The 12,146-nt window shown below is 65.7% G+C and carries 13 protein-coding genes; 3 read left to right on the forward strand and 10 right to left on the reverse strand.

What is annotated here, in order from left to right:
- Positions 1-59 precede the first annotated feature (59 nt).
- The 5 genes from AB5I39_RS10715 to lgt form a co-directional block, all read right to left on the reverse strand.
- Positions 60-1,388 (reverse strand): cystathionine gamma-synthase family protein, encoded by a 1,329-nt coding sequence (locus tag AB5I39_RS10715; RefSeq protein WP_404366368.1) that lies wholly within the window; start codon positions 1,386-1,388, stop codon positions 60-62.
- Positions 1,389-1,463: 75 nt separating this feature from the next.
- A complete protein-coding gene (gene pgeF, locus AB5I39_RS10720) occupies positions 1,464-2,210 on the reverse strand; it encodes a peptidoglycan editing factor PgeF (RefSeq protein WP_404366370.1) in 747 nt (248 codons plus the stop codon).
- Positions 2,211-2,218: 8 nt separating this feature from the next.
- The gene (locus tag AB5I39_RS10725; RefSeq protein WP_404366373.1) at positions 2,219-2,728 is read right to left on the reverse strand and encodes a GNAT family N-acetyltransferase; all 510 of its coding nucleotides are present in this window, start codon (positions 2,726-2,728) and stop codon (positions 2,219-2,221) included.
- Positions 2,725-3,690, reverse strand: coding sequence for a class I SAM-dependent methyltransferase (locus AB5I39_RS10730; protein WP_404374115.1), 966 nt, complete (start codon positions 3,688-3,690; stop codon positions 2,725-2,727). The genes AB5I39_RS10725 and AB5I39_RS10730 overlap by 4 nt, the downstream gene beginning before the upstream one ends.
- Positions 3,691-3,898: 208 nt before the next feature.
- Positions 3,899-4,828, reverse strand: a complete 930-nt coding sequence (gene lgt / locus AB5I39_RS10735) for a prolipoprotein diacylglyceryl transferase (RefSeq protein ID WP_404374117.1) — start codon at positions 4,826-4,828, stop codon at positions 3,899-3,901.
- A gap of 72 nt (positions 4,829-4,900) precedes the next feature.
- Between lgt and AB5I39_RS10740 the strand changes: the two genes are divergently transcribed.
- Positions 4,901-6,613 (forward strand): class I adenylate-forming enzyme family protein, encoded by a 1,713-nt coding sequence (locus tag AB5I39_RS10740; protein ID WP_404366376.1) that lies wholly within the window; start codon positions 4,901-4,903, stop codon positions 6,611-6,613.
- Positions 6,614-6,727: 114 nt separating this feature from the next.
- Here the strand turns inward: AB5I39_RS10740 and AB5I39_RS10745 are convergent, their stop codons facing one another.
- The 3 genes from AB5I39_RS10745 to AB5I39_RS10755 all read right to left on the reverse strand — a co-directional run bounded on the left by AB5I39_RS10745 (position 6,728) and on the right by AB5I39_RS10755 (position 8,924).
- Positions 6,728-8,041: a hemolysin family protein gene (locus tag AB5I39_RS10745; RefSeq protein ID WP_404366379.1), complete on the reverse strand. Its 1,314-nt coding sequence runs from the start codon at positions 8,039-8,041 to the stop codon at positions 6,728-6,730.
- Between the two features lie 79 nt (positions 8,042-8,120).
- Positions 8,121-8,549, reverse strand: coding sequence for a nucleoside deaminase (locus AB5I39_RS10750; protein ID WP_404374119.1), 429 nt, complete (start codon positions 8,547-8,549; stop codon positions 8,121-8,123).
- An 87-nt stretch (positions 8,550-8,636) separates the two neighbouring features.
- The gene (locus tag AB5I39_RS10755; RefSeq protein WP_404366382.1) at positions 8,637-8,924 is read right to left on the reverse strand and encodes a hypothetical protein; all 288 of its coding nucleotides are present in this window, start codon (positions 8,922-8,924) and stop codon (positions 8,637-8,639) included.
- A gap of 217 nt (positions 8,925-9,141) precedes the next feature.
- Between AB5I39_RS10755 and rpmB the strand changes: the two genes are divergently transcribed.
- Positions 9,142-9,444, forward strand: a complete 303-nt coding sequence (gene rpmB, locus AB5I39_RS10760) for a 50S ribosomal protein L28 (RefSeq protein WP_404366385.1) — start codon at positions 9,142-9,144, stop codon at positions 9,442-9,444.
- Positions 9,445-9,448: 4 nt separating this feature from the next.
- Here rpmB and AB5I39_RS10765 read toward each other — a convergent pair whose 3' ends face one another.
- Positions 9,449-10,444 (reverse strand): esterase-like activity of phytase family protein, encoded by a 996-nt coding sequence (locus tag AB5I39_RS10765; protein WP_404366387.1) that lies wholly within the window; start codon positions 10,442-10,444, stop codon positions 9,449-9,451.
- Between the two features lie 163 nt (positions 10,445-10,607).
- Here AB5I39_RS10765 and AB5I39_RS10770 point away from each other — a divergent pair, with 163 nt between their 5' ends.
- The gene (locus AB5I39_RS10770; RefSeq protein ID WP_404366390.1) at positions 10,608-11,006 is read left to right on the forward strand and encodes a glycine zipper 2TM domain-containing protein; all 399 of its coding nucleotides are present in this window, start codon (positions 10,608-10,610) and stop codon (positions 11,004-11,006) included.
- A 383-nt stretch (positions 11,007-11,389) separates the two neighbouring features.
- Here AB5I39_RS10770 and phbB read toward each other — a convergent pair whose 3' ends face one another.
- Positions 11,390-12,112: an acetoacetyl-CoA reductase gene (gene phbB / locus AB5I39_RS10775; RefSeq protein WP_404366393.1), complete on the reverse strand. Its 723-nt coding sequence runs from the start codon at positions 12,110-12,112 to the stop codon at positions 11,390-11,392.
- Between the last annotated feature and the right edge of the window lie 34 nt (positions 12,113-12,146).

A 12,146-nucleotide genomic window follows, 5' to 3' on the forward strand; every position in this document is an offset into this window, starting at 1 on the left:
CGCGGCGGCCAGGGGGCTAGGGTACCCGATCGATCACACTCGATCGGGCACCCTGCGGGTCAGATCGCGGCGAGCGCCTGTTCGAAATCGGCGATCAGATCGTCGGCATCCTCCACCCCGATCGAGATGCGCACGAGATTGTCGGTGATGCCGAGCGCTTGCTTGCGTGCGTCCGGCACCGAGAGGTGCGTCATTGCCGCCGGGTGCGACGCGAGCGTCTCGGTTCCGCCAAGCGACACCGCGAGCTTGGCGATCTTCAGCGCGTCGAGGAAGGCAAACGCCTCCTTCTCGCCGCCCTTCACCAGCAGCGAGAAGGTCGATCCGGCACCGGTGCAGTGGCGTGCGTAAATGTCGGCCTGCCGCTCCATGCCCGGCGTATCGGCGAGGAAGCCGAGATAGCCGACGCGCTCGACCTTCGGGTGGTTGCGCAGGAACGCGCAGACCTTCACCGCATTTTCGCCCGCGCGGCTCATGCGCAGTTCGAGCGTCTCGAGGCTGCGCATCAGCATCCAGGCGGTGTTGGGATCGCAGATTGTGCCGATCGTGTTGCGCATCAGCCGGATCGTGTTGATGTGCTCCTTCGATCCGAGCACGCCGCCCGCGACCAGATCGCTATGGCCGCCGGCATATTTGGTGAGCGAATAGACGACGATGTCGGCGCCGTGCTGGAGCGGCTTCAACCACAACGGGCCGAGGAAAGTGTTGTCGATCGCGATTGGCGGCTTGGTGCCCTTGAAGATTGCGTCGCGGCTGGCCGCCACCGCCTGGATGTCGACCAGCGCGTTGGTCGGGTTGGCGGGGCTTTCGAGATAGATCAACGCGACATTGCCGGTCGCCGCCTTGGACAGGACGGCGTCGATCTCTTCGCGCGTCGCGCCTGCCGGAAAATCGAGCCAATGCACGCCGAAACGGCCGAGAATGCGCGCGATCAGCGTCTCGGTCGCGGCATAAAGCGGGCCGGAATGGACGATCGTGTCGCCGGGCTTGACCATCGACAGGAACAAGGTCGCGATCGCCGACATGCCGGATGAGAAGACGAGTGCGTCTTCGGCCTCTTCCCACACGCCGAGCCGGTCTTCGAGGATTTCCTGATTCGGCCCATTGAAGCGCGAATAGACGAGGCCCTCCGCCCCGCCGGGCCGCTTGCCGGTGACGCCTTCGAAATGGCGCTTGCCGGCTGCTGCATTGGGGAAAACGTAGGTCGAGGTGGCGAAGATCGGCGGCTTCAGCGAGCCCTCCGACAGCGCCGGATCATAGCCGTGTCCCATCATCAGCGTGGAGGGCTTCAGCTTTCGGTCGCCGATCTTTTCGACCGAGGGCTTGGGCTTGGTGCGCGCGGCAACGCCGGTCAGATCGGCTTCGGTTTCATGCGTTTCGGGGTTCGCCATCGGTCTGTATCCTTCAAGAAATCTGCGCGACCGTAACGCGCGTTAGTCTCAAATGATACCATCTCTGGACGCAGGTCAGAGGCCGATGATCGAAATCTGCCGCCCATAACCCGGTTCGCCGCGATGCGTGGCGCGGCGGAAGCTGAAGAAGCGGGCCTCGTCGGCATAGGTGTCGAGCCCGAGCAGCGAGACGCGGCCGATCCCGGCGCTGGCGAGGCGGTGGGCGACATAAGCCTCCAGATCGAACTGGTAATGCCCGTCGCGCCCTTCCGCGAAGAAGCGTTCGTTGGCCGGGTCGTGTGCTTCGAAGCGGCGGGCGAAGGCCGCGTCCACTTCGTAGCTGGCGCGCGCGATGCACGGGCCGATCGCGGCGACGATGCGCTCGCGCTTGGCGCCGAGGGCTTCCATCGCGAGGATCGTCGCGTCGGTGACGCCGTCGATCGCGCCCTTCCACCCGGCATGCGCCGCGCCGACCACGCCGGCGTCACGGTCGGCGAACAATACCGGCGCGCAATCGGCGGTAAGGATGCCGAGCGCGAGACCGGGACGATCGGTCACCAGCGCATCGGCGCGCGGGCGCAGCCGGTCTTCGAAGGGGGCGCGCACCGTCACGCAATCGGCGGAGTGAATCTGATAGAGCGTGACGAGCGCCGCGCCGGGCAGCACCGCTTCGGTGGCCAAGCGGCGGTTCTCGGCGACGGCAGCGGCATCGTCGTCCGATCCGATCCCGACGTTCAGGCCAGCGTAAATCCCGGTCGAGGCGCCACCGGTGCGCCCGAGAAAGCCATGCGCTACGCCGTCGAGCGTGGGCGCGCGGATCACCTCGACGCTCACAGCACCAGCCGCATCAGATTGTCGTCGTCGACCGTCTCGCCGACGCGAAAGGCGATGCGGCCGATGTCTTCGAATCCGTATTTCTCGTAGAAGCGATGCGCGCGGTGATTGTCGACATAGACGCTGAGGATCACCTCCTTCGCGCCGTGGCTGCGTGCGTGTTCCAGCGCCCAGGCCATCAGTTCCTGCGCGACGCCCTGGCCGTGCCATCCGCTCAGCACATAGAATTGGTAGAGCTCGATCGCGTCGGGCCGCCATTCGCCGGGGAAGGTGACCGGCCCCATTTTGACGAAGCCGATGATCTCCTCATCAGCAAGTGCGAGCCGGATCGCGAAATCGGGGTCGGAGAGCTGCGAGGGCAGACCGTTCGCGCCGAACGCTTCGTCGAGGAAGGCGGCGAGGTCCGACTGGCGATAGAGCGTGCCGAACGTCTCGGTAAAGGAGCGCCGCGCCATGGCGGCGAGCGGCGCGCCGTCGATCGCGCGGGCGTCGCGATAGGTGATCATGCAAAACCTTCCGGATTGGGCCAGTCCGGCGCGGTGACGGCGAGGACCTGAAAAAGCGTGCCCATGTCCTGCGTCAGGCGGGTTTTGTCCACGGCGATCTGATTGGCGCGGTCCGGCGCCGCCTTGGCGAGCGCCGCCGCGCGCGCATCGATGCCGAGCGCGGTCAGGAAAGCGCCTTGGCCGACCGGCCCCGCGATCCGCGCGCGCTCGACCAAAGCGGCGGCCGCAAGCGTGCCGAAATCGACATGCGCGGTCAGGTCCTGCTCGCCGGGCAGGTCATAGGGATTGGCGAACGCGTGGCCGCGCACCGCCTGCAGCGTGTCCCCGAGCGCCGGGCCATCATAGCCGTAATCGATCGCGAGCAGCGCGCCGCCCTGCGCAACGATCCGCTGCGCCAGGCCGCGCAGAATGGCGACGCTGGCGGGGGACGTTTCGATCACCGATCCGGCGGCGGCATCGCGTAACGGTTCGGGGATAACCGAATCGGGCACTTGCTTGCCCGCGATCGGCAGGAACAGCGTGTCCTGGCACGCGACCAGCCGCTCGAACCAGCCTTCACGCCCGCGCACCAACTGCCGGATCGGCAGCGCGTCGAAAAATTCGTTGGCGATGACGATCAGCGGTCGATCGGTCGGGAGTGTATCGATCGCATCGTGCAAAGTCGCGTGCGGCAGCCGTTCGGCTTGCGCCGCGCGCAGCACCGGGCTGGTCTCGACCAGATGCACTGGCGGCGCGAATCCGGCCTTTGCCATCGCGCGCAGCGCATCGGCGCTGAGCGTGCCGCGACCGGGGCCGAGCTCGACCCAGGCTGCCTCGGGGCGTCCGGCGCGGCTCCACAGGTCGGCGGCCCACAGCCCGATCAGTTCGCCGAACATCTGGCTGATTTCGGGGCTGGTGGTGAAATCGCCGCCAGCGCCGAGCGGATCGCGCGTGGCGTAATAGTGCTGGTTCGCGGCTGCCATGAACTGCGCGAGCGAGATCGGACCCGCGAGCGTGATTGCGCGCGCAAGGCGGTCGGCTAGGTTGGCCTCGGGTGTCTCCCTGTTTCCGTTCGGCCCCGGGCCTGATGCGGGGTTGTCGAAGCCCTGCTCTTCTTCTGTGGCCGCGCTCAAGAGGAGAACAGCCCTTCGATAGGCTCAGGGCGAACGGAAAACTTTGCGTTCGGAGTTATCACGCGACGCTCTCGGTCCCGGCGATCGGCTCGACGCGGGTGCGGCGGCCCTTGGCGGTGGCGATCAGATACAGCCCGGCGACGATCATCGGGAGGGTCAGCACCTGGCCCATATGAATCGTGTCGGCGAAGAACCCGTTCGCCCAGAAGCGGAACTGCGCATCGGGCTCGCGGAAGAATTCGACCGTGAAGCGCGCCAGACCATAGCCCAACAGAAAAAGCCCGACGAGCTTGCCCGGCTCGTAGCGCGCCTTCGTCCGCCAGAAGGCGAACCACAGGATCGCGAACAAAGCGATGCCCTCCAGCCCCGCCTCATAGAGTTGGCTGGGATGGCGTGCAGGTTCGAGCATTCCTGCGCCGACCGTATCGGGAAAGACGATCGCCCACGGAACATCGCTCGGCTTGCCCCACAATTCGCCATTCACGAAATTGGCGAGGCGTCCGAAAAACAGACCGAACGGCACCGCGCAGGCGAGATAATCGTGAACCCGCAACCAATCGAGCTTATGCGCCCGCGCGAACAGAATGATCCCGATCGACGTGCCGATCATCCCGCCGTGGAACGACATGCCGCCATCCCACAGCCGGAAGAGGCCGAGCGAGAACAGCAATTGCGGCGCGTAGAACAGGGCATAGCCGATCCGTCCGCCGAGGATGATGCCAAGCGTCGCGTAGAACACCAGATCGTCGGCATGACGCCGCGCCATCGGCGCTCCCGGCTGCGCGATCAGCTTGAGCAGGTACCACCAGCCGACGACGATGCCGGTGATGTAGGCGATCGAATACCATTTGATGTCAAAATTAATGATCCAGAAATGAATCGGCAGCGCGACCTTGCTTAGGTGAAGGTCGGTGAAATGCAGATGCTGCGTGCCGCTCGCCACGGCGACATCGAAGATCGGGCCGAGGGCCGGTTGAAGATGGGACAGGATCAAGGCTTTTCCCCGGAGGTTTGCGCCTCCATAAAGGCGCTAAGCAATAAGACCAAGTGGAGAGCATGGATGCCGAGCAAACTGGACCTGCGGATGGATGCGGCGCTCGCTGCGCTGACCGGGGCGGGCGGGCCGCTCGCGCTGGGCGCGGTTACGGTCGACGGGATCGAACTGCCGCTGATCACTGGCGTGCCGCAGACGTTGCCGCCCTATTTCGCGCATTACTGCGCCGAACATGCCGAAAAGACCTTTCTGGTTGCGGGTGCGGAACGGCTGACCTTCGCCGACGTTCATGCCGCCGCCAGCCGGGTCGCGCGGGCGCTGGTGGCGACGCACGGCGTGCAGCCGGGCGACCGCATCGGCATTGCGATGCGCAACTCGCCGTCGTGGATCGTGCTCTACATGGGCATCCTGATGGCGGGTGGCGTTGCGACCTTGCTCAACGGCTGGTGGCAATCCGAGGAACTGGGCAATGCGATGGCCGATGTCGAATGCAGCATCGTCTTCGCCGATCCGCCGCGCGCCAAACGCCTTGCCGCGATCCCCGACCTGAAGACCGTGGTCGTAACGATCGATGATGTGCAGCCGCTGGCGACTGCGCTTGACGGTCTGTCCGTCGATGGCGATGTCGCGCTTCCGACGGTCGCGCCGACCGATCATGCCACGATCCTGTTCACCTCGGGCTCGACCGGTCAGTCGAAGGGCGCGATCAGCGATCATCGCGCGGTGACGCAAGCGGTGTACAATTACCTGGCGCAGGCGCTGGTCATGCTCGGTATCACCAGCGAGGACGGCAACCCGCCGGTCGGGCAGCCCGCGACCCTGCTTAACGTGCCGCTATTTCATGTCACCGCCGAGGTGCCGGTGTTCCTGCAAAGCTTCGCGATGGGCCGCAAATTGGTGCTGATGCCGAAATGGGATGCCGAGGAGGCGATGCGGCTGATCCAGGCAGAGCAGGTCAGCTATTTCGTCGGCGTGCCGCTGATGAGCTTCGAGATCCTGACGCACCCCAAGCGCGGCGAATACGATCTGTCGACCGTCACCGATTTCGCGGCGGGCGGCGCGCCCCGCCCGGTCGAGCATGTCCGCCGCATTGCCGAGGAAATGGGCGGGCCGAAACCGCTGCTCGGCTATGGCCTGACCGAGACCAACGGCATCGGCTGCGGCAATTTCCGCGACAATTATCTCGACAAGCCCAATTCGACCGGGCGCGCCTCCCTGCCGCTGGTCGGTCTCGCGATCCTCGACGGATCGGGCAATCCGGTCGCGCAAGGGCAGCGCGGCGAGGTTGCGATTCGCTCGATCTGCAACTTCAGCGAATATTATGGTCGGCCCGATGCGACCGCGGCGGCGTTCACGCCCGACCGCTACTTTCTGACCGGCGACATCGGCTATGTCGATGCCGACGGCTATCTGTTCATCGTCGATCGCAAGAAGGACATCATTATCCGCGGCGGCGAGAATATCTCGTGCCAGGAAGTGGAAGCCGCGATCTACGAACATCCGGCAGTGGCCGAGGCGGCGGTGTTCGGTCTGCCCGACGAACGCTTCGGCGAAGTGCCGGGCGCGGTGGTGCTGGCACGTGCCGGGGAGACCCTGAACACCGAGGAACTGTGCGCCTTCCTGTTCGCGCACATCGCGGCGTTCAAAGTGCCGCAGCGGATCTGGTTCGTGGACGAAGCGCTGCCGCGCCTGGGAACCGAGAAGATCGACAAGGTATCGCTGCGGACCAAATACCGCGCGATCGCGGCAGCGGAGGTGGTCGAGGCGGTGGGAGCGTAGCGAGCCAACATCTACCGTTCGTGCTGAGCTTGTCGAAGCATTGCGCTCTCCGCGCGCAACGTCGCGCGGGGAGAGGTGTCCTTCGACAGGCACAGGGCGAACGGGAGAGGTGATTTACCCCGCTTCGTGCGCGCTGCTGACCAGGAGCTTGTCGATCCGGCGGCCGTCGAGATCGACCACTTCGAACTTCCACCCCTGCTCGACAAAGCTTTCGCCCTCGCCCGGCAAGTGCCGGAATACCGCGAGCGCGAGGCCGGCAACGGTCGCGTAATCGCGTTCCTCGGGCAGATCGATCCCGAGCCGTTCGGCCAGCGCATCCGCCGCCATGTGCCCGGCGACGAGCAGCGATCCGTCGTCGCGCGTCACCACGGTCGGCGCATCTTCGGGGTCCGCGTCCGAGGCGAATTCGCCGGCAATCGCCGCTAGTAGATCGGCCGGCGTCACGATCCCTTCGAAATGGCCATATTCGTCGTGGATCAGCGCCATCGGCACCTCGGCCTGGCGCAGCGCGTCGAGCGCGTCCATCGCGTCGATCTGATCGAGCACGATCGGCGCCTGCCGCATCAGCGTGCGGACGTCGAGGGGCTCGCCCTTGAACAAGGCGACCGCGATATCGCGCGCCTGCACCACGCCGATGACGGCATCGACCGATCCTTCGGCGACCGGCAAGCGGCTGTGCGAGGCCTCGACCAGCGCAGCGCGAAGACCCGCGTCGTCGAGCGTCGCGTCGATCCATTCGATGTCGGTGCGCGGCGTCATGACCTCGCGCACGGGACGATCGGCCAGACGCACCACGCCCGAGATGATCGAGCGCTCATGCTCTTCGATCACGCCCGACTTGCTCGCCTCGGCAACGATGAGGTGCAGCTCCTCGGCGGTGACATGCTCTTCCGATTCGCGCTTCAGGCCCATCAGGCGGAACAGCGCACCGCTCGACGAATCAAGCAGCCACACGACCGGCGCGGCACCCCAGGCGAGCGCCATCAACGGCGCCGCCATCGCCGCCGCGATCGGCTCGGGCGCGCGCAACGCGATCTGCTTGGGAACCAGTTCGCCGACGACGAGCGACAGATAGGTGGTGATGCCGATCACGATTGCGAAAGCGATCGACTGGGTCGCCTCGGCGCTGAGCCCGATGAAACCCATCCGCGCCGCGACCGGCCCGCCAAGGCTCGCGCCCGAATAGGCACCGGCGAGGATGCCGATCAGCGTGATGCCGACTTGCGTGGTCGAGAGGAACTTGCCCGGGTCAGCCGCGAGCGCCAAAGCAGCGCGCGCGCCGCGCCTGCCGGTGCGCGCCATCGCCTCCAGCCGCGCCTTGCGCGACGAAACGATCGCGAGTTCCGACATGGCGAAAACGCCGTTCAACACGATCAGCGCGAAGATGATCGCGACGTCGATCCACGGGAAGGGAGGCAAGGGGTGCATGATGCTTGCACCTTCCTTCGCGCGATTCGGACGAATTCACAACCGTCGCTTTATTTTCGAATGTTGCTGAGCTGCGGCCTCAGCGGCGTGTTACGAAGAAATCCCGGAGTAACGCCGCAGCCTCGCCCTCGCCGATGCCCGCGAACACTTCGGGCCGATGGTGGATCGTGGATTGGCCGAACAGCAGCGGGCCGTGATCGACCGCGCCGCCTTTGGAGTCGCTTGCGCCATAATAGAGCCGCGCGATTCGGGCGTGGGCGATGGCACCGGCACACATTGCGCACGGCTCCAGCGTCACCCAAAGATCGCAATCGCTCAGCCGATCGGACCCGATCGCCGCCGCCGCAGCGCGAATCGCCAGCATTTCGGCGTGCGCGGTGGGATCATGCAGCGCGCGGGGCGCGTTGGCGGAGGTTGCGATGATTCGCCCCTGATGCACCACCACCGCGCCGACCGGGACTTCGCCTGCCTGAGCGGCAGCAGCGGCGGCATCAAGTGCGGCACGCATCGGGGCGGGGAGCGGGATCACCCGCGCGCCATGCCCGAACACGCCCCGAATCGCCAGAGCACCGCCAGAGCGGAGGCTCGCGATACCTTAGCGCGTGGTGACGGTGTTGCCGTCAGCGTCGGTCGGCTTGGTGACCTTGAGCGTCGGCACTTCGATCGTCTTGGTCGTAGTCCCCACGGTCGGGACCTCGACCTGCTTCTCGGTCGTGCCGAGCTCGACCGTCGCCATATTGGCGGTCACCTCGGGAGCCTTGCCGCCATTGACGCTGATGGTCGGCAGCGATCCGGCCTTGGTGCCGATCTGCAACATGCCGAGCGAGACCAAGGCAACGACGATTAGGGCGGCGAGGCCGACCAGGGCTAAAAGGAAACGCATGGGCTTTTCTCCTGTTGAGCCCGTCAGCCGGGCGCATTCGATCCGTTTCCGTAACCAAACGCGGCGTTTGCCGGTTCGTTGCATCGCTGTGATACGTCAGAAAGCTGTATCCATCGCTTCGGACGGCGCACGATGTTGACCTGCCCCCCTGCTTTCGGTATGCGCCCCGCCTTCTCGAGCCTCGTTACGGGCTCGCTCATCGAATCAGGAATTCACGATGGCCCGCATCTGCGAACTGACCGGCAAGGGCCGGATGGTCGGAAACAACGTTTCCCACGCGAACAACAAGACGAAGCGCACGTTCCTGCCGAACCTGCAGAACGTCACGCTCATCTCGGACGCGCTGGGCACCAGCGTGAAGCTGCGCGTTTCGGCGCATGGCCTGCGTTCGGTCGAGCATGTCGGCGGGCTGGATAACTGGTTGGTCAAGACCACCGACGACAAGCTGTCGCTGCGCGCTCGTCGCCTGAAGCGCGACGTCGCGAAGAAGCTGACCGCCGCCACCTCGGCTGCCGCCTAAACCTTTATTTCGTCCGGTTCCGCTTCGGCGGGACCGGATCAAGCCTGAATTTCAGCAGCATACTGCGCTGAACCGGCAGCTGGTTGTCGTCCGACACCAGCCATATGATCGTCGCGCCCTTTTCCTGCGTCGTCGTCACCCCTTCGAAATTGTCGTGGATCAGCGGTGCGGCCAGCGTGGCGATGTCGTGCCCGCGCACCGTCGCGCCGGGGCGCACATGTGCGGGGTCGATCACGGTTAGTACATTGGAGAAGCGCGCCCAGGCGAAGCCGCGGTTGAGGATCAACCAGCGCCCGTCGGGCAGCACCGTCATGTCGCTGGGATTATAGCCCTCAGGCGGCAGATAGTTGAAGCGGAAGCCGCTGCGTGGGTGTAGCACGGGATCGCCGTAGAAGACGATGCCGCCGCGTCCGCGCGCGTGCGGCCAGGGGTCGGTCTCGTCGATCGTCGCCATCCCGCCGCCGGGCAGCAGCGTCATCGCCTCGGGGCCGGAATTCTCGCCCCATTTACGCATCGCCGGCGGCCGGACATGCGCCTTGGCGCGCGTGAAGCCGGGGGCATAGCGCCACAGGGCATTATAATTCTCGAACCCGACCCAGATATCGCCGGTGCGCGGATCGACGCTCATCGACTCGCTGTCGCGACTGCGCTTCGTCCAGCCGGTGCCGGGACCGCCGGGCAGATCACCGAAGCTAGCGTCCTGCAGCGTCCAGTCGGGGCGGAGCGTAAAGCGAACGATGTTGCCGCCGTCGCTGAGCAACGTGAAGCGGTTGCCCGCAACCGATAGCGACGAGAAGCCGCCAAAGGCCGGATCGTGGCTCGACAGTTTGATCCCGCCCAGCCACACCAGATTGCCGACGCGGCGGACGCGCGGGTCGCGGTCGAGCGATACCGGAGTCGCGCGCACGTCCGCGATTCGTCCCAGCACCGGGCGATGCACCGGGCGCGATCCTTCGGGGACCAACACCAGCACCAGCAAGAGCGACCACACTATCCGCATCCCATGCTCCTGCGGGAGAGCGACGTGGCGTGCAACCGCTCTCGTGCCGGCGCCCCATTGGATGAACGGCGGCTAACAACCCCATTCAGGCTTGTCTCAGAGCGACTCGGTCATAACCGCATCATCGGAAACGGCCCAACCGGCCCCGAACAGGAGACGTACCATGATGAAGAAGCTCACGCTCGCCGCCACCGCGCTGGCCATGACTGCGACCGGTTTGGCCGCAACCCCCGCCGCCGCACAGCGCTACGACAGCCAGGCCTATGCCTATGACCAGGCCTATCGCGATGGCTACAACCGCGACGATGTCGATTACCGCCGCGATTATCGCGACGATCGCCGCGGTTACTATCAGGACCGCCGCTACTATCAGGATCGCCGTTACTACAACCAGTCGCGCAATCGTTGCCGCAGCGACCAGGGCACGATCATCGGCGCGATTGCGGGCGGTCTGCTCGGTAACGTCGTCGCCGGGAGCGGGAGCCGCGCGCTCGGCACCGTGCTGGGGGCAGGCGGCGGTGCGCTGGCCGGCCGTGCGATCCAGCGGGATGGGTGCCGGTAAGGCCGGGTGAAGGGGCGGCCTGTCCGCCCCGGCGCTCGCGGAAGCGAGCGTCACCCGGCCCGGACGGCGGGCCGCTCCCCGAGCGGACCCGACCGACGGCGGCTTGGCCGTCGTCGACCCGACCGGCGCTGAACAGTTTTACAGTTACCCCCGTGTAGCGTAGCCGGGGGGACGGGGTCGGCCTTTCCTCGAGAAGGTCGGCCCCGTTTGGTTTTTGGAAGTGGCGGTTTTTCCCCATCCGCCGTTCGCCCTGAGCTTGTCGAAGGGCTGTCCTTCTTGCTTCCAACGAGCGTGTACGTAGCGCCGCCGACGGCAAAGCCGCCGGCCGTGCCGGGCGTTCGCGCGGTGCGCGATCGGGGCGGACGTGGCCGCCCCTGCGCCCGTCAGTACATATGCTGACCGCCATTGATGCTGAGCGTCGATCCGGTAACGAACCCACCCGCATCGCAGCACAGGAAGGTTACCGCGCGAGCGATTTCCTGCGCCTGGCCCAGACGACCCACGGGAATCTTGGCAACGATCTTCTCCAGCACGTCCGACGGCACTGCCGCGACCATGTCGGTGTCGATATAGCCCGGCGCGATCGCGTTGACGGTCACGTTGAACTTCGCGCCTTCCTGCGCCAGCGCCTTGGTGAAGCCATGAATGCCCGATTTGGCGGCGGCGTAGTTAACCTGGCCATACTGACCGGCCTGGCCGTTGATCGACCCGATATTGACGATCCGCCCCCATTTGCGCTCGCGCATGCCCGGAAACACGCCCTTCGCCATGTTGAAGCAACCGCCGAGATTGGTGTCGATCACCTCTTTCCACGCCTGATAGGTAAGCTTCATGATCGTGCCGTCGCGCGTGATGCCGGCATTGTTGACCAGCACGTCGATCGGCCCGAGATCGGCGGCAACGCGCGCGCAGCCGTCCTGGCAGGCGTCGTAGTCTGCGACGTCCCATTTATAGGCAGCGATTCCGGTGCGTTCGGTGAATTCCCGCGCGCGGTCGTCATTGCCGGCATAGGTCGCGGCCACGGTCATCCCGGCCTCCTTCAACCCAAGACTGATCGCCTCGCCGATGCCGCGCGTTCCGCCGGTTACGATTGCCACGCGTGCCATATGTCTCTCCTCCTTGGATCTTCGTCCGCCGGGG

The organism is Sphingomonas sp. MMS24-J45 (genome assembly GCF_044881195.1).
Taxonomy (GTDB): domain Bacteria; phylum Pseudomonadota; class Alphaproteobacteria; order Sphingomonadales; family Sphingomonadaceae; genus Sphingomonas.